The sequence below is a fragment of the Haloechinothrix aidingensis genome (genome assembly GCF_013450155.1).
In the GTDB taxonomy this organism is placed as follows: Bacteria; Actinomycetota; Actinomycetes; order Mycobacteriales; family Pseudonocardiaceae; genus Haloechinothrix; species Haloechinothrix aidingensis.
Genome location: NZ_JACCKD010000004.1, coordinates 1 through 16626, shown reverse-complemented (window position 1 = coordinate 16626; position 16626 = coordinate 1). Strand labels below are relative to the sequence as shown.

Below are 16626 nucleotides of genomic sequence, written 5' to 3'. Positions count from 1 at the left end.
GGTAGGGCCGCGGCCCGGGATGCCTCAGCCGTTGCGCGCGATCGCGGTGTTGATGCCGCGCACCAGGGCGGGACCCGAGTAGACGAACCCGCTGTAGAGCTGGACGAGGCTGGCTCCGGCGTCCAGCATGCGTAGCGCGTCGTCCGGGTCGGCGATGCCGCCGACACCGATGATGGGTACCTCGCCGGCGGACTGGTGGTGCAGGAAGCGCACGACCTCCCGTGCGCGGGCGGCCAGCGGCGCTCCGGACAGCCCGCCGGGCTCGGCACCGGTCCGTGTCTCGGCCGGGTGCAGGCCGTCGCGCGCCAGGGTGGTGTTCGTGGCGATGAGGCCGGCAACGCCGTGCTCGGAGCAGACATCGAGCAGCTCGGCGAGCGCGTCCTCCGTCAGGTCCGGGGCGACCTTGACCAGCACGGGGGTGCGTTGCCTGTCGCCGGGTCGTGCCAGCCTGCCTGCTTCGGCGTTCAGCTCGCCGAGCAGCTCGGCGAGCGCGCCCCTGTCCTGCAGCCGCCGCAGACCGGGCGTGTTGGGCGAGCTGACGTTCACGGCGATGTAGTCCGCGTACCGGTGCAGCGCGCGCAGGGACGCCGTGTAGTCCCGCACGGCACCGTCCAGGTCGGCGGCCTTGGACTTGCCGATGCTGATACCGAGCGGCACCGCGGGCTTACCGGAGGTGGCCAACCGCTCGGCGAGCGCCTCGGCTCCCGCGTTGTTGAACCCCATGCGGTTGATCACTGCCCCGCTGCGGGGCAACTGGAACAGTCGCGGCCTCGGGTTGCCCGGCTGCGCGCGGCCGGTGACGGTACCGACCTCGACGAACCCGAACCCCAGGGCGGGCCAGGCGTGCAGCGCACGGCCGTCCTTGTCCATGCCGGCGGCGAGCCCGACCGGGTTCGGGAAGCGCATCCCGCACACGGTCACGGGCGCGTCCACGGCATAGACACGGCGCAGCCCGGCCAGTACAGGGGAGATCTTGCTCAGCCCGGCGAGTACCGCGAGGGTGCGGTCGTGCACGACCTCGGGGTCCCTGCCTGCGAGCTGGTACAGCGCGGGGCGGATGAGCGACCGGAACAGCACGCCGTCCATCATGCCGATGCCGAGCCGGTGCCGGTTCTGTCGGCCCCCTCCTGGTCGGCGCCGGCGCCGTCGGAACCGGGCCGGACGGCATCGGTACCGGCGTCGTCGGCCTCGGAGCCGTCGGCCTCGGAGCCGTCGACTTCGGCGCCGTCGATCTCGGCGGAGTCGCCCTCGCCCGATGGCGGCTGGAGATGGTGCCTGCCTCGCCGGGAGGAACGGAGTATCCGTGCCAGCACCAGGTTGAAAGCCAGAGCGATCTCCCGCCCGCCCGGCGTCTGCCATTCGTGGATCGCGGTGCACGCACCGGATGCCTGCTGCACCGCGAGCCTGTCGGGCAGGGCGACCGGCATCACAAGGGGGCCGAAGCCTTCACGGAGTTCCTGGATGCGGTAGTGGTGCTCCTGGGAGCGGTTGCGGAACTTGTTGACAAGGACACCCAGCGCGCGCAGCTCCGGGTTGTGCTCGGTACGGGTGTTCTCGATCGCCTCGAAGGCCCTGCGCGCACCCGATACGGCATACATGGTGGGCTCGGTGACCAGCAGCGCTCCGTGCGAGGCCGTCAGTGCCGACCGGGTGAGCCTGCCGAGTGACGGCGGGCAGTCCAGGATGATCAGGTCGTACTGCCGTTCGAGCGGTGAGTTCTCCAGCACCGCCAGTGCCCGAGCCAGGCTGCCGAGGGTGCGCGCGTTCGGTGACGGTTCGTTGAGCGCCTCGATGTCCTCCGAGCCTGCGAGGACGTCGAGGTCCTCGCTCCACGCGCTGGTGGTGATCGCCTGCTGCAACACGGGCGGCCGCGGGGTGGCGAGGACATCGGCCAGGGTATAGGCGACGTCACGCGGGTCGAGCGTCGCGGTGGCATTGCACTGCGGGTCGAGATCGACGACGAGGGCGCGGCTACCCCTGCGGAGCGCGGCCGAGGCGAGCCCCAATGCCACGGTCGTCTTCCCGACACCGCCCTTCAGGCTGAGTACCGCCACGGTCTGCACGGTGACGAGCGTATCCGTTCCTGGGCGTACGCACCGCCCGTGGTGGCACATCTGGCACGGTGATTCGGGATCGACCGCGGTGACAGGCCGGTGACCTCCATGTGGTCGACGCGCTGTCCGGGATGTCACGCGTTTCGCCGCACGGCATGACACGATCGACGCAATGACCCGGGAGGCCGGGTGGTAACCGGCATGTACACGAGATACCGGGCGCGGCGAGGTGTGGGTGCCTCGGATGCGCGTACCGTCCACAGGAACAGGTAACGGTGAGAGGCCATGCGAAACGAGACCTCGACTGCATTCGGAACGAGCGCCGTCGGGCACGCCCTCGAGGCGGAGCTCGACCGGGCGCGTGCCCGGGGGCGTACCGAGCCCCTCGTCGTCGACGTGGGTGGCGGCAGCGGCGGGTGGGCCGTTCCGCTCGCCCTGCAGGGGTGCGTGATCACGGTGGTCGAGCCGAACCCGAACGCGATCGCGACCTTGCAGCGGCGTGCCGAGGAAGTCGGCGTGCGTGACCGGATCACGGTCGTGGCGAACGACTCGGACGCGCTCGCCGAGGAGGTCCCGCCCGGTAGCGCCGACCTGGTGCTGGCGCACGGCCTGCTCGAGGTCGTCGACGACCCCGCGGCCACACTGGCGGCCGTGGCCGAGACCGTGTCCGCGGCGGGTGCCGTCTCGGTGCTGGTGGCCAACAAGTACGCGGCGGTCCTGCATCGGGCGCTGGCAGGCAAGTTCGGCGAGGCACGCGAGCTGCAGGCGTCGGCGACCGGGGTGCTTGCCGACGACGGGGACGCCGTGCAGCGGCGGTTCGACGTCGACGGGTTGCGTGAGCTGCACCGCTCGGCAGGCCTGGACATCGTGCTGCTGCAGGGTGAGGGTGTGGTGTCCGACTCGGCACACGACTCGGCCGACGTCGAGCTCGCCGAGTTCGAACGCGCCGCGGCCGCTTCCCCGCCGCTGCGCGACATCGCGAGCAGGCTCCACGTTGTCGCTCGCCGCGCGGCCGGATCGCGGGGAGAATGAACGCGGGGTGAGCAGATGGGCCGGAGCTCGGAGCTGCACGGGCGGTCGTCCCGTTTCCGCCTGCCGCGGGGAGCCGACGATGCCGGACCGCTCCCGGACGACACCGGATGCGGCGTGCTGCATGTCGATATGGACGCCTTCTTCGCTGCAGTCGAGCTGCGCGCGCGTCCGGAGCTTGTCGCGGAGCCGGTCGTGGTGGCCGGTGCGAGCCAGCGTTCGGTGGTGATGTCGGCGAACTACCCGGCCCGCGAGTACGGGATCCGGTCGGCGATGCCGGTCGCGCAGGCCCGCAGGTTGTGCCCGCGCGCGACCTTCCTGACGCCGACCCGCGGCGCCTACAGTGCGGTCTCGGCCGGGGTGATGGACGTGTTCCGGGAGGTCACCCCGCAGGTCGAGCCGCTGAGCCTCGATGAGGCGTTTCTCGACGTCAGTGGTGCGCTACGCAGGCTGAACAGCACGCCCGCCGGGATCGCGGCCGACATCCGCGCGCGGGTCGTCGCCGAGTTCGGGATCACCTGCTCGGTCGGGATCGCTCCGGTGAAGTTCCTGGCGAAGCTGGCCTCGGGGTTGGCCAAGCCGGACGGAATGGTCGTCGTGCCGCGTTCCGAGGTGTTCGACTTCTTGCATCCGCTGCCGGTCTCGGCGCTGTGGGGGGTCGGTGGGCGCACCCGCGCCGCGCTGGAACGGGCGGGTATCAGCACGATCGGCGATGTGGCGGCGACTCCCGTCTCGCGGCTGAAGCGGGCGGTCGGGGTCGCCGCTGCCGAGCAGATGCACGCGCTCGCGTCGGGGCACGACCCCCGGCCCGTGACGCCGGACTCGGTGGAGAAGTCCTTCGGGGCGGAGCACACGTTCGACACCGATCAGGACGATCCGGAGGTGCTGTCCCGCGAGCTGCTGCGCCTGTCGGAGAAAGTCGCCGCGGGGATACGTGCCAAGGGGATCCGCGCGAGAACGGTGAGTATCAAGGTGCGGTTCGCGGACTTCACCACGATCACTCGATCGCGTTCGTTGGTGGAGCCGACCGACGTCTCGCGGGAGATCCACGGCTGCGCTCGAACGCTGTTCACCCAGCACACCCCGTCGAATGCCCTGGTGAGGCTGCTGGGAGTGCGTGTGGAGGGGCTGGTGAGCGAGGACGAGGGCGAACAGTTAAGCTTCACCGGCGATGTGCCGCGGTGGCGGGATGCCGAGGTCGCCGCCGACGGCGCACGATCCAGGTTCGGTGCGACGGCGGTGTATCCGGCGTCCTTGTTGCCACCGGAGGAGAGTTCCGAGGGATCCGGCTGACCCGCCGTGGGGGGCTGCCACGCTCGGTACGAAATCTACACACGTGTAATGCCGGCTAGGGTAGTCGCGTACGCCAGGTGCTCGTATCCTGGAGAGTGACACCAGGCAGTGCTGGTGAATGACAGGATCCGTCGAGTTGCGCCGCGCGGCGTGCGCGACATGCTGCGGGAGGTTGAGGACACATGCCACTCTCCGAGCATGAGCAGCGTATGCTCGAACAGATCGAGCAGGCCCTGTATGACGAGGATCCGAAGTTCGCTTCGAGCGTGCGCGGAAACCGGATGCAGCGGCCGAACCGCCGTAAGCGGATCCTCGGAGTCGCGCTCTTCCTCGTCGGTGCGGCGCTACTGCCGGTCGGTGTCATGCTCGATCTCCGTCTCGCCGAGGTGCCGTACCTGAGCGTGTTCGGCTTCCTGATGATGTTCGTCGGCGTGGTGGTGGCACTGGCCTCCCTGCGTACTCCCCAGGTCGCGCCCGACGACGGCGCGGACGGCAAGGACGAGGGCAAGTCCAAGTCCTCGCGTGGCTCGTTCGCCCAGCGCATGGAGCAGCGCTTCAAGCACCGGTTCGACGACCGCTGACCCCTCGACCGACCACCACCGAGCGAGGCCGGCACGGGCAGGAGGACCCTGGCCGGGAAACCGATGCCCTAGAAGCCGATCACCGACCGCGGGAACAACCGGCTGACCACGTCCACCGGAGCGGTGCTCGCCAGGCTCGCCCGCAACCGTTCGAACGCCACCGCGAGGTCGGTACCCGGCTCACCGGCCGGGCCGTACCAGGACCGTTCCAGGCACGTCACGACCGCGCGTAGCTGCTGCCGACCGTCGGCTCCGAGACGACCGCTGTCGCTCATCCGCAGGGCCGCGTCCCGTACGGTGTCCGCGATCCCGATCGGGATACGGCGGTCGGCGCACTCCGCGATCAGCTCCTGCCACGCGGCGTGCGCGGCGTCGGCCCGCCTGCTCAGTATGGTGTGTAGTCTGCGCCTGCGACCGACCTCGCGGAGCAACCACGGCGCGACGGCTCCGCCCGCGAGCACAGCCACGATCCAGGCGAGCCAGCCGGACAGCTGCCAGCTCAGCATGGCCAGACCGAGGACACCGCAGGCTGCCGCTCCGACGGGAAGCCACGGCGCGGCAACGGAGAGGTACCGGGCACGGGGGCGGTCCCCGGCCGGCAGGCGGCGCAGTCTGGCTGTGCCGCGTGCCGCGAGGACCGCGGCACAGCCGAGTACTGTGGCCAGTGCCAGCGCCACCCCGGCGAGCCATTGTGACCAGGACGGCGGCGCTCCCGTCGGGAGGGAGCCCGTGGTGACCCGGTTGCCCGCGGTCGAGCTGTCCTCGGGTGGCGCGGCCGCCTGGTCGTCGGTGTTCCCGTCGCGGTCCTGCGGTCCCTGCGCCGCGGCGTCGTCCTCCTGGCCCGGCGAGTCCCGCTCGCCCTCCAGGTACGGGGGCGTGGTGCTGCGGCCGTCGTCCAGTGGGGTCGGGTCGAACGGCATCCACCCCTGCCGCTCACCGAAGTACACCTCGACCCAGGCGTGCGCGTCCCGCGAGGTGATGGAGCGGTGCTCGCCCTGCTTCTCGCCGGAGGTGAACCCGACGGCGACCCGGGCGGGGATGTCGATGGCGCGCAGCATGACTGCCATGGATGAGGCGAACTGCTCGCAGAAACCGGTCCTGCCGAACAGCACGAAGTCGGCGAGCGCGTCGTCCGCGGCTTCCTCGGAGGGCGGTGCCGTGCTGGTGTCGTAGGTGAAGCGGCCGTCCTCGGTGAAGTACCGCCACAGAGCCGCGGCCTTGTCGAACGTCGATTCCTCGCCGGCGGTGACCTCCTCGGCGAGCTCGGCGACGCGCGGGTCCACGTCGTCGACCTCGGTGTAGACGCTCGCGGGAGCTCCGGGATCCGGCTCGGCCGCGCGCAGCTCGGCCGGCCGGGCTTCGCGCAGCGAGGTCGTGATCGAGTAGGTCGGCGGGCGTTGCCGGTGCTCGCTGAACACCGTGCCGCTCATCGTGTCGTAGTGCCACCGGTCGTCGATCCCGTCGATGGTGCGTGGCTGACCGTAGACCGGGAGCCACACGTCCTCCCACCCGACCGGCTGAATGGTGATCTCGGTGTCCGGGTCGCTGCTGTCCGCTCCGGGGACGGGCAGGGGCTCGGTGGCGGGAAGGCCGGCAGGCAGCGAGTCCCGGTCGGCGAGGGACCAGCCTTCGTCCGGGCGATAGGTGTCCAATGTGAACGCGCGCATGAGCTGCCTGTCGTCCTCGAGCCCGCGCACGCGGAACATCTCCCGCTCCTCGTCGTGGTTGAGCATGCCGCGCAACGACGTGAACGGGGTGATCCCCATCCCGGAGGACACGCCGCCCTGCTCGTCCGAGCCGCTGGGAAGCTGGCCGACCGTGCCGATGGAGGTGAAGGTGACCCCGGCGACGAGCCCGAGCACCACGGCGAGAGACATCAGCGTCGCAGGTACCGGTGCTGCCGTGGCGACGGCCTCGCGTGCGGACCTGCGGTGGTGGACGGTCTGCCATCTCCGGTGACTGCCGTGCACCGTGATCAGGGCCGCGAAGGCCGTCGCGCCGAGCACGAACGACCACCACGGCAGCATCTCGGCCGACAGCGACGCCGGGATGGCGTAGATGCACAGCAGTGCGAGACCGGCCGCGGCGGGCGTCTTCGCCGGGACGGCGAGCGTGTCGACGAGTACCGCGACGACCCCGATCGCCAGCGTGGTCAGCAGCACGATCGGGCCGCTCGCGCCGATCGGGGGTGTGCCGGTGCGGATCTCCTCGCCTGCCGTGAGCAGCAGGGTGTGCAGCTCGTCGAGAGCGGCCGGCCCCGGGACGGCCACCGCGATGCCGTGCTCGGCGAACATCGCGGTCACCCCGAGCAACAGGACGATGAGCTGGCAGGGTCCGACGACGATGGCAGGCAACCCGAACAGGCGGGCGGCGAATCCCGTCCCGGCCACGAGAAGGACAGCCACGGCGACCGGTACCAGCCAGGACAGCCCGGCGATCACGCTGGTCAACGCGGTCGCGGATGCGATGGTGGCTGCCGCGGCGAGCCCGCTTGCCAGCAACGCGGCGCGTACCGCGGCCGGATGCCGGTGGGCCGGGCCGACGTTGCCGGGATGTGCCTCGGTCATCGTGCCCCCGCCGACAGCGGGCGTCCGGGGGTCGAGCGGCACAGTTCCGCCCAGGCACCCGGGACGGTCGTGCCGGAGTCGACCACGCATGTCGCCCATCCGGAGGCGCGGAACAGGCGCGCCGACTGCTCGGCAGGAACCGTCTCGCGGTGCTCGGCACCGGACCAGGACGGGGTGTCGAGCAGGACGGCCACGGCCGGTCCGGCACCGGTGTGCGCGCGGCACAGCTGATGCACGGCCTCGTCACCGAGGCTGCCGAGTACGGCGATGAGTGCCCCGCCTTCCGGGAGGCTCGCCCTCGCGCTGATATCGCGCTCGTGTGACTGCTGCATGGCCGCGAGCGTGTCCAGGATGAGCTCGTCGTGCTCCGGGGTGCCGCCCGATGGCACGTCCACCAGTGCCACGGTGTCCTCGGTGACCAGCCGGATCCCGTGACCGGAGCGCCGTAGTTGCAGGGTGGCGCTCGCCGCGAACGAGACGGCCCATTCCAGGCTGCTGGCGGCGCCGGTTCCCGCGTGTGCCGCGGCGCGGCGGTCCAGCAGGACCGTCGAACGTCCCTGCCGGGGTCGTTCCTCGAGCCGGACCATCAGCTCGTCACGGCGCGCAGTGGAGGGCCAGTGGACACGGCGCATGTCGTCACCGTGCCGGTACTGCCGCACGATCGAGTCCGGGTCACCCATGCCGCTCACCCGTGCGGCCGCGCCCTGGTAGTGGGACTCGTTACCGGCGCCGAACGGGAGGCCGGCGAGCTCCACGGTGCGGGGGACGACGGTCAGTGGTGAGGCCGCGAGCAGGTCGTGGTCGAGCTCGCACAACCCGAACGGGTCGGACATCGTCGCGCTCAGGTTGGTGATCCGGTGCACACCGCGCAGCGCCGGCCGTAGCGGGTAGGTCAGCTCGACGACGCGCCCCCGCGGTAGGCGTTCGACGACGAATCTCGGGCGCGAGCCGAGCTGGTAGGGGACGCCGTCGGTGAGGACAGTGTGGACGGCGGGCAGCCTGCCGGTGCGCCATAGCCGCAACCGCACCGCGCATTCGGCTCCCACGGGGATCCTGTCCGGGCGCACGAGCCGTTCGGCGCGGATCCGTACACGTGGCAGTGCCAGGAACAGCACGGCCAGCAGGGGCAGCGCGATGATGAACGTCGCTACGCGCAGCAGTTCCCGCTCGTTGAGCACCCACGCGCACACGGCAGCGGCGACGCCTGCGGCGAGCAGGCACCGTCCGCGCGTGGTCAGTCCCAGCAGCGCACGGGCGCTCGCGCGGAGGTACTGTCGCAGCGTCGCGAACACGGTCATCGCGCTCCGCGCGGTACGGGCACGCGCTGCAGCACGGCGCGGACGACGTCGACGTCGGTCTGCCGGGACGCCTGTGCCTCGGTCGTGAGCACGAGCCGATGCGCCAGCACCGGTATGACCACCGCGTGGATGTCGTCGGGAACGACGTACTCGCGGCCGGACAGCGCGGCTTGCGCGCGGGCGGCGCGCACCAGGTGCAGCGTCGCGCGGGGAGAGGCACCGAGACGGACCTCGGCCGCGTTCCGGGTGGCGGTGATCAGTTCCACCGCGTACTGGCGCAGCTCGGCCGCGATGTGCACGCGCCGCACGGTCTCCGCCATCGCCTGTACGTGACGGGCGTCCGAGACCGGCTGCAGATCACCGAGCGGGTCGTGCCCCGCGTGTTCGTCGATCATGGCCAGTTCGGCCTGCTGGTCCGGGTAGCCGATGGACACGCGAGCGCTGAACCGGTCCCGCTGGGCCTCCGGTAGCGCGTAGGTGCCTTCCATCTCGACCGGGTTCTGGGTCGCGATGACCATGAACGGGCGGTCGAGGTGGTAGGTGGTCGTGTCCACCGTGGCCTGGTGCTCCTCCATGCACTCCAGCAGCGCCGACTGAGTCTTCGGGGAGGCACGGTTGATCTCGTCTCCGACCACGATGTTGGCGAACACCGGCCCCGGCCGGAACTCGAACTGGCTGGTCTCCCTGTTGTAGATGGACACGCCGGTGATGTCGCTCGGCAGCAGGTCCGGGGTGAACTGGACCCTGCTGACCGGGCAGTCGATGGACCGCGCGAGCGCCTTGGCCAGGGAGGTCTTGCCGACCCCGGGGACGTCCTCGACCAGCAGGTGCCCCTCGGACAGCAGCGTCACCATCGCGATGCGCACCACCTCGGACTTGCCGACGAGGACCCGCTCGATGTTGTTGGCGATCTTGGCGACGGTCTCGTGCAGCTCGGCGAACCCGGCGACGTGGTGGTCGGCACGGGCACCCGTGGCGGCGTCGTGCGGGGTGTGCGTGGGAACCCGCTCCTGGCGGGTCGCGGTCGCCGCGTGTGCTCCGTTGGACGCCGTCGCGCCGTTCGAGTGTGGCTGCGCCACCGAGCTCGGGCTCGTGGTCGATGCCAGCGATGAGGACTGGGCTCGTGACGTCACGCAACCTCCAGGTGACCAACACCGGTGCGGTGATTGTGGTTCAGCACGTACGGGCGACCTAACGAGAGCTCATTCTCGCTTCCGCATGCCGCGGCGACGACCCCCGTCCCCATGAGTGTGTCAGACCGTTGTCGGGTTCGCCGAGCCCTGCGGCCGTCGGTAGCGGGCAGGCCAGAGCTCCCCACCGTCCCCCACTCCCGGGCGAGCGTCGTGCCCGGCGCCGTCCCGCAAGCGTGTTCCGTGCCGTTCAGGCGTTTCGTGAAGCCCGTGCGCCCCGTGCACGCGCGGGACTTTCTGTCAAGGCGACGGAGCCGCCGCGCGATGCTCCCCACTGCCTCCCACGTCGCAATAGTCCCTGTGAGCTGGTGAAACAGGTACACCCGTCCGCGCGACGCGGGCCTTTCCACGTTGACTGTGGTGGCTCGTGGGGTATGGTGGTGATCAGTGGGGCGAATGGGAGCCCTAGTGACCGATCCTTCAGGGCGCGGATCGGTAGGGAGGTGGGAGCCGTGTTCCTGGGCACCCACACGCCCAAGCTCGATGACAAGGGGCGGCTGGCGCTGCCCGCGAAGTACCGGGACGACTTGGCAGGTGGGTTGATGGTCACGAAGGGGCAAGACCACTGCCTGTACGTGTTCCCCCGAGGTGAGTTCGAGCAGATGGCGCGCAAGGTGGCCGAGGCACCGTTCACGAACGAGACGGTGCGGGCCTACCAGCGCTACCTGTTCGCCGGTACGGACGAGCAACGCCCTGACGCGCAGGGTCGCATCGCCATTGCCCCTGAGCTGCGACGGTATGCCGGGCTGACCAAGGAGTGCGTGGTCATCGGCGCGATCACCAGGTTGGAGATCTGGGACGCCCAGGCCTGGCAGGACTACTTGGAGGAGCACGAGGACAGCTACGCGAAGGCGCAGGAGGAGGTGCTGCCTGGTGTGTTCTGACCGCGCCGGGCGCAGGAATACGGGCTGAGTGCCCGGGCAGCGCACCCGCACCGTCGGGGGGTGAGGGTTCGCGACCCGAGCGATTCGGTTCGCAGGCGGATGCGGTGAGGCCTCTGTCCGCTCGTATGACCCTGGTGCAACTTCCCCGGCACCAGGTTCGCGGAGGAGCGGGCGGGGACCTGACGGCATCTGCCGATCCGTCACAGCTGTCGCGAGACGCGGTATCCGAGTCAGCAAGTCGTGCCGCCTGCTCCCGAGTGGCGCGGGCGAGACGCCGGACGCAGCAGGAAGGGGGCTGCATGATGGCTACCGGCGAGACGCCGCACGAGCACGCGGACGAGCCGGGCGTGCCCGTGCACGAGCCCGTTCAGCTCGACCGCGTGCTCACACTGCTCGCCCCCGCCCTCTCCGGCCCGGATGCGGTGATGGTCGACGCGACGGTCGGACTGGGTGGTCATGCCGACGCGTTGCTGGCCGCGCACCCCGCACTGACGCTGATCGGGCTCGACCGCGACCAGGACGCGCTACGGCACTGCCGGGAACGGCTGGCCAAGTACGGCGACCGGGTGCGGCTGGCGCATGCGGTCTTCGATGCGGTCTCCGAGGTGCTCACCGAGCTCGGCATCGCGCGCGTGCAGGGAGTGTTGTTCGATCTCGGTGTCTCGTCCATGCAGCTCGACCAGCACGAGCGGGGCTTCAGCTACGCCCGCGACGCGGAGCTGGACATGCGCATGAACCCCGGTACGGGCCCGACGGCCGCGGACGTGCTCAATACGTACTCGGTGGGGGAGCTGGCCAGGATCTTGCGCTCGTACGGAGAGGAGCGGTTCGCGCACCGGATCGCCAAGGCGGTGGTCTCCGCGCGGCAGAAGGAACCGTTCACCACCAGCGCGCGTCTGGTGCGCCTGCTCACCGAGGCCGTGCCAGCCGCGAGCAGGCGCACGGGTGGGCACCCCGCGAAACGCACGTTCCAGGCGCTGCGCATCGAGGTCAACGGTGAGCTGGACGCGCTGCGCGCGGCGTTGCCTGCCGCGCTGGATCGGCTCGCGGTCGGCGGCCGGTTCGTCGCGCTGTCCTACCACTCGCTCGAGGACCGCATGGTCAAGAAGGCCCTTGTGGAGCGGGCGAAGTCGCGCACACCGGAGGGGCTTCCGGTGGAGCTCGCCGGGCACGGCCCGCAGCTGCGCCTGCTCACCCGGGGTGCGGAGCAGGCTTCGGAGGACGAGGTCGAACGCAACCCACGGTCGGGCTCCGTGCGCTTACGCGCGGCGGAGCGGATCGCTGAGGCGGCATGAGCAGGTATCGGGAGGTGGTCTCGTGACAGCACCGGCACGGTCCCGTGCACGCACCAGCGACACCCGACGGAAGAGCAGGAAGGGGAACGCGGGCGGCTCGGCGAGGCGGTCGACGCAGCGTGCCGGCACGCGTACCCGCGCGGGTGCGCGCACCGGACGTCGCGCCACCGCGCCGCGCACGACGGCGCCGCGCAGCACGGCGAAGTCGGCGACGAGCGCCCCGGCGTCGAAACGCGGTGCCCCTGGTTCCGGCGGCCGCCGCAGTGCCGCCGAGAAGGCGTACGCGCGGCGGGCTCAGCGCTCGACCGCGCTGCTGGACAGGGGCGCGGGCGCACCCGCGATGAGCATCACGCGGCTGACCGAGCGGGGCACCGTGGTCGCGCTGCTGAAACGGTGTCTCCCGAAGTCCCGGAGCGCCTTCGTGCTCACCATGATGGGACTGCTGACGGCCGGGCTCGCGTTGACGTTGTGGCTGTCCACACAGGCCATCGCGGATTCCTACCGGCTCGAGAGCGTGCGGGCCGAGAACGCGAGTCTCGCCGAGCGCGTCGAGCGATTGCAACGTGAGGTCACCCGGCAGGAGTCCGCCGCCTCGCTCGCCGAACGCGCCCGCGAGCTGGGCATGGTGCCGTCCGGTGACCCGGCGCGCATCATCGTGGAGCCGGACGGCGAGACCCAGCTGTTCGGCGATCCCGAGGTCGTGGACTCCTCCGGGGGTGGAGCGGCTCAGCAAGGCGGGACCGGAGGACAGTGATGCGTGGCGGCAGGAGCCCCGGTGGAGCGCGCGGCCGCGGTGCGCGGAGCGGCCGCGGCAAGGACGCGCCGAGGAAGGTGACGACCAAGCGGGTCGGCGGTACGCGCTCGCGGTCGCGCCGTGTCCCGCTGCGACGTCGCGTCGGTTCGGGTGCGTCCCGGGTGGGGAGCATGGGCCGCTTCCAGGGGGTGAGCATCCTCCTGGTCGTCGTGCTCAGCCTCGCGGGTCTGAAGTTGGTACACGTGCAGGCCTTCGAGGCCGAGGCGCTTTCCGAGCGGGCCGAGCGTCAGCGCACCACCGTGATGGACATTCCGGCGGAGCGGGGTGCGATCTACGACAGGGACGGAATCGAGCTCGCCTTCAGCGTCGAGACGCGAACGCTACAGGTCAACCTCCGGAACATGCGGCGGGAATGGACCGAGCATCTCAGGGACAACCCTGATTCCGATATGGACTTCGACGCGCGTATCGAGGAGATCTCGGAGTTCATCGCCGAGCAGGTACCGGAGCTGACATCCGAGGAGGATCTGCTCGCCCGGTTCCGCAAGCCCGCCGACTTCACCTACCTCGTCGACAAGGTCCCGCCATCGGTCGCCGACGAGATCACCGAACGCTACCCGGAGATCGCCGAGGAGAAGCGGGCCTACCGGGAGTACCCGGGCGGTCGTCTCGGTTCGAACGTGATCGGGTACGCCAACTGGCGCATGGAGGACGAGGACGTCTCCAAGCACAACCTGCGCGGGCTGGTCGGGTTGGAGAGCGCGCGGGACAACGACCTCGCGGGCCAGCCCGGCCAGCAGGTCGTGGATACCCGGCAGGGTGATCGTGCGGTGGTGATCCCCGGGAGCGAGCGGGACGTGCGGCCGGCCGTCCGTGGATCGGACCTGCACCTGACCCTGGACTCCGATGTGCAGCACGACCTGCAGCAGCGACTGTCCGACTACGTCTCGCGTACGAAAGCCGACGGTGGCAGCGCGGTCATCATGGACGCCGAGACGGCCGAGGTGTACGCACTGGCCAACGACTCCACCTTCGACCCCAACGACTTCGGCAACGTCAGCAAGGACCAGCTGCGCAACGATGCGGTGACCTCACCGTTCGAACCGGGGTCGGTCAACAAGGTCGTCACAGCCGCGGCCGCGATCGAGCACGGCATCACCGACCCGGACGACGTCCATTCGGTCCCCGGGTCGATCCGGGTCGCCGATCACACGGTGCGGGACGCGTGGTCGCACGGCACGCTCGGCATGACCACGACGGGGATCTTCGCGAAGTCGTCCAACGTCGGGACGCTGCTGCTCGCCCGCGAGCTCGGCCCGGACGTGTTCGCCGAGACCGTGGAACGTTTCGGTCTGGGGCAGCGGACCGGGATCGGCCTGCCGGGGGAGAGCGCCGGTTACGTGCCACCGCGCGAGCAGTGGTCCGGCACCACCTTCGGCAACTTGCCGATCGGTCAGGGCCTGTCCATGACGGTCGTGCAGATGGCGGGTATGTACCAGGCCATGGCCAACGACGGTGTCCGTGTGGAACCGAGCATCGTGCGGGCCACCGAGAAGCCGGACGGCTCGCGCGTGCCGGAACCGGATCCGGAGACCAGCCGGGTCGTCAGCGCGGACACCGCCGAGACGGTGGTGGACATGCTGCGTGCCACGGTCCAGGAAGGCGACGGTCAGAACAGCGGTACGGCACCGAAGGCGGACATCGACGGCTACCAGATCTCCGGCAAGACGGGTTCGGCGCAACAGATCGACCCGGCGACCGGCTCCTACTCGGACTCGAAGTACAACATCAACTTCGCCGGTATCGTCCCCGCGGACGACCCCCAGTTCGTGATCGCGATCATGCTGGACGCGCCGGACACGACGTTGCCGGAGGGTAGCTCCGCGGCACCGCTGTTCCGGGAAGTGGCCTCATACCTGGTGCAGCGCCACCAGATCCCGCTGTCCCGCGAGGAATCGCCGGTGGTTCCTCTCGTGGTCGAGTGAGAGCGCTAGGCTGCGTAGCTATGTCAGCGCGACCGTTACCCGAGATCGTGGAAGCAGGATGGGCGGAGGCGCTCGCTCCGGTGGCCGACCGTATCGCGGCGATGGGCGAGTTCCTGCGTACCGAGATCGCGCAGGGACGCGAGTACCTCCCGGCGGGGGAGAACGTGCTCCGGGCGTTCCAGCAGCCGTTCGAGGACGTGCGCGTACTGATCGTCGGCCAGGATCCGTACCCGACGCCAGGCCATCCGGTGGGACTGTCCTTCTCTGTCGCGCCGGATGTCCGGCCCCTGCCGAAGAGCCTGGTCAACATCTTCCAGGAGTACCGCGACGATCTGGGCCACCCGATGCCGAGCACGGGCGATCTCTCGCCGTGGTCCGAGCGGGGCGTGTTGCTGCTGAACAGGGCGTTGACGGTGCGTGCGGGCAAACCGAACTCGCACCAGGGCAAGGGCTGGGAGGAAGTCACCGAGCAGGCCATCCGGGCGCTCGCCGCCCGGGACAAGCCGCTGGTGGCGATCCTGTGGGGGCGCAATGCCCGCAACCTGAAGCCGTTGCTCCAGCAGGAGTCGAGTGCGGTCAGGTGCGTCGAGTCGCCGCACCCGAGCCCGATGTCCGCGCACTACGGCTTCTTCGGTTCCCGCCCGTTCAGCCGGACGAACGCGCTGCTCGAGGAGCAGGGTGCCGATCCTCTCGACTGGAAGCTGCCGTAGCGTCCGCTGCCGACGAGTGCGGTGGCGTCCCCGCCGACCGCGTCGCCGGTGCGGCGCAGGTCCACTGTGTCCTGAACAGGTGCCTGTCGAGCAGTAGGTTCGGACGCATCCGCGCTCCATCCGTCGAGGCCGTCGTACGCGGCGACACGTGTCGCAGCACCCCATGCCGTGCGGCACGGTGCCACGTGAGCGTGACATCCGAACGCGCGTCACGTATCCGCCCGACGAACGGTAGGTGACGAGCTCCGTGCGTCGCGCTGTGCTTCGCCGGCCACCGGCTCAGAAGGGTGGGTCGCCGGGTGGGTCGGTGCCGCTGGGTTCGGGTGGTGCGGCTGGTGGGTGTTGTTGTGTGGTGTAGCGGCGTCCGGTGGGGGTGGTGATGGTGCTGGTGTCGCTGGTGGGGTTGTGGTGGAGGGTCCAGTGGGGGTGGTCTTTGAGTCGGTGGTGCCAGCGGCATTTGGCGCCGCCGTTGGTGTGGGCAGTGGTGCCGTTCTGGCCGCGTCCCCATCCGCGGAGGTGGTCGTAGTCGCTGTGGTGGGCGGGCCGGTGGCAGCCGGGTGTGGTGCATTCGGCGTCGCGCACGGCGATGAGGTCGCGGATGGCGGTGGTGGGCCGGTAGCGCTTGCGGCCGACGTCGAGGACGGCGCTGCTGGCGGGGTCGGTGAGCACCTTGCGCCACACACTGTTCTCACTACCCATGATGTGCCGGGCGATGGGTGCGGGTAGGGGTCCGTAGCCGGAGAGTTCGCACCCGGTGTCGCTGATGCCGAGGGCGGTGTCGACGGGCATGTGCAGGTACACCGTCGCCGCCGTCTCCGGGGCGGCCACGTCGGGATCCTGCCCCAGCAGGAGGGTGGCGTGGATATCCGCGCGCAACTGCTCCAGGGTGCGCTCATCACCCCGGTGGCGGGCGCGGTGGGCCATCGCGTCGATCCGCGCGTAGGCCGAGGCCGCCACCTCGGCGGGTAGGTCCGCCGCCAGGGTGG

Annotated in this window: 14 protein-coding genes; 8 read left to right on the top strand and 6 right to left on the bottom strand. The window is 70.4% G+C overall.

Annotated elements, in window-relative coordinates:
• Window positions 1–24: 24 nt before the first annotated feature.
• Together H0B56_RS11395 and H0B56_RS11390 are read right to left on the bottom strand one after the other, a co-directional pair.
• On the bottom strand, window positions 25–1077 hold the full coding sequence (locus H0B56_RS11395) for a quinone-dependent dihydroorotate dehydrogenase (protein ID WP_180892999.1): 1053 nt from the start codon (window positions 1075–1077) through the stop codon (window positions 25–27).
• Between the two features lie 8 nt (window positions 1078–1085).
• Window positions 1086–2063 (bottom strand): AAA family ATPase, encoded by a 978-nt coding sequence (locus H0B56_RS11390; RefSeq protein WP_180892998.1) that lies wholly within the window; start codon window positions 2061–2063, stop codon window positions 1086–1088.
• Window positions 2064–2339: 276 nt separating this feature from the next.
• Between H0B56_RS11390 and H0B56_RS11385 the strand changes: the two genes are divergently transcribed.
• The 3 genes from H0B56_RS11385 to H0B56_RS11375 all read left to right on the top strand — a co-directional run bounded on the left by H0B56_RS11385 (window position 2340) and on the right by H0B56_RS11375 (window position 4957).
• Window positions 2340–3086, top strand: a complete 747-nt coding sequence (locus H0B56_RS11385) for a class I SAM-dependent methyltransferase (RefSeq protein WP_180892997.1) — start codon at window positions 2340–2342, stop codon at window positions 3084–3086.
• 15 nt (window positions 3087–3101) lie between these two features.
• The gene (dinB, locus tag H0B56_RS11380; RefSeq protein WP_180892996.1) at window positions 3102–4376 is read left to right on the top strand and encodes a DNA polymerase IV; all 1275 of its coding nucleotides are present in this window, start codon (window positions 3102–3104) and stop codon (window positions 4374–4376) included.
• 182 nt (window positions 4377–4558) lie between these two features.
• Window positions 4559–4957, top strand: coding sequence for a DUF3040 domain-containing protein (locus H0B56_RS11375; protein WP_180892995.1), 399 nt, complete (start codon window positions 4559–4561; stop codon window positions 4955–4957).
• 68 nt (window positions 4958–5025) lie between these two features.
• On the opposite strand, the gene H0B56_RS11370 is transcribed toward H0B56_RS11375, so the two are convergent.
• Genes H0B56_RS11370 through H0B56_RS11360 form a run of 3 tightly spaced genes read right to left on the bottom strand, consistent with a single transcriptional unit; the run spans window position 5026 to window position 9754 of the window.
• The gene (locus tag H0B56_RS11370) at window positions 5026–7524 is read right to left on the bottom strand and encodes a transglutaminase TgpA family protein (protein ID WP_180892994.1); all 2499 of its coding nucleotides are present in this window, start codon (window positions 7522–7524) and stop codon (window positions 5026–5028) included.
• Window positions 7521–8822 (bottom strand): DUF58 domain-containing protein, encoded by a 1302-nt coding sequence (locus tag H0B56_RS11365; protein ID WP_180892993.1) that lies wholly within the window; start codon window positions 8820–8822, stop codon window positions 7521–7523. Before H0B56_RS11365 ends, H0B56_RS11370 begins: the two co-directional genes overlap by 4 nt.
• Window positions 8819–9754 carry an AAA family ATPase gene (locus H0B56_RS11360; RefSeq protein WP_246361114.1) on the bottom strand — a complete coding sequence of 312 codons (936 nt, stop codon included), beginning with the start codon at window positions 9752–9754 and terminating at the stop codon, window positions 8819–8821. The genes H0B56_RS11365 and H0B56_RS11360 overlap by 4 nt, the downstream gene beginning before the upstream one ends.
• A 710-nt stretch (window positions 9755–10464) precedes the next feature.
• On the opposite strand from H0B56_RS11360, the gene mraZ reads away from it, so the two are divergent.
• The 5 genes from mraZ (at window position 10465) to H0B56_RS11335 (ending at window position 15640) form a co-directional block, all read left to right on the top strand.
• Complete coding sequence (mraZ, locus tag H0B56_RS11355) at window positions 10465–10896, top strand: division/cell wall cluster transcriptional repressor MraZ (RefSeq protein ID WP_089300703.1); 432 nt, start codon at window positions 10465–10467, stop codon at window positions 10894–10896.
• Window positions 10897–11195: 299 nt separating this feature from the next.
• Window positions 11196–12191: a 16S rRNA (cytosine(1402)-N(4))-methyltransferase RsmH gene (gene rsmH, locus H0B56_RS11350; protein ID WP_246361095.1), complete on the top strand. Its 996-nt coding sequence runs from the start codon at window positions 11196–11198 to the stop codon at window positions 12189–12191.
• Between the two features lie 22 nt (window positions 12192–12213).
• A complete protein-coding gene (gene ftsL, locus H0B56_RS11345; RefSeq protein WP_180892991.1) occupies window positions 12214–12945 on the top strand; it encodes a cell division protein FtsL in 732 nt (243 codons plus the stop codon).
• Window positions 12945–14930: a peptidoglycan D,D-transpeptidase FtsI family protein gene (locus H0B56_RS11340; RefSeq protein ID WP_180892990.1), complete on the top strand. Its 1986-nt coding sequence runs from the start codon at window positions 12945–12947 to the stop codon at window positions 14928–14930. Before ftsL ends, H0B56_RS11340 begins: the two co-directional genes overlap by 1 nt.
• Before the next feature lie 20 nt (window positions 14931–14950).
• Window positions 14951–15640 (top strand): uracil-DNA glycosylase, encoded by a 690-nt coding sequence (locus H0B56_RS11335; protein WP_180892989.1) that lies wholly within the window; start codon window positions 14951–14953, stop codon window positions 15638–15640.
• Window positions 15641–15919: 279 nt separating this feature from the next.
• Here the strand turns inward: H0B56_RS11335 and H0B56_RS11330 are convergent.
• A partial coding sequence (locus H0B56_RS11330; protein WP_219632685.1) for a 13E12 repeat family protein occupies window positions 15920–16626 on the bottom strand: 707 nt, incomplete at its 5' end.

Bases quoted from the DNA above. Each gene is read 5' to 3' on its own strand.
- H0B56_RS11385 (WP_180892997.1), top strand. From the start codon at position 2,340: ATGCGAAACGAGACCTCGACTGCATTCGGAACGAGCGCCGTCGGGCAC.
- dinB (WP_180892996.1), top strand. From the start codon at position 3,102: ATGGGCCGGAGCTCGGAGCTGCACGGGCGGTCGTCCCGTTTCCGCCTG.
- H0B56_RS11375 (WP_180892995.1), top strand. From the start codon at position 4,559: ATGCCACTCTCCGAGCATGAGCAGCGTATGCTCGAACAGATCGAGCAG.
- H0B56_RS11370 (WP_180892994.1), bottom strand. From the start codon at position 7,524: ATGACCGAGGCACATCCCGGCAACGTCGGCCCGGCCCACCGGCATCCG.
- H0B56_RS11365 (WP_180892993.1), bottom strand. From the start codon at position 8,822: ATGACCGTGTTCGCGACGCTGCGACAGTACCTCCGCGCGAGCGCCCGT.
- rsmH (WP_246361095.1), top strand. From the start codon at position 11,196: ATGATGGCTACCGGCGAGACGCCGCACGAGCACGCGGACGAGCCGGGC.
- H0B56_RS11340 (WP_180892990.1), top strand. From the start codon at position 12,945: ATGCGTGGCGGCAGGAGCCCCGGTGGAGCGCGCGGCCGCGGTGCGCGG.
- H0B56_RS11335 (WP_180892989.1), top strand. From the start codon at position 14,951: ATGTCAGCGCGACCGTTACCCGAGATCGTGGAAGCAGGATGGGCGGAG.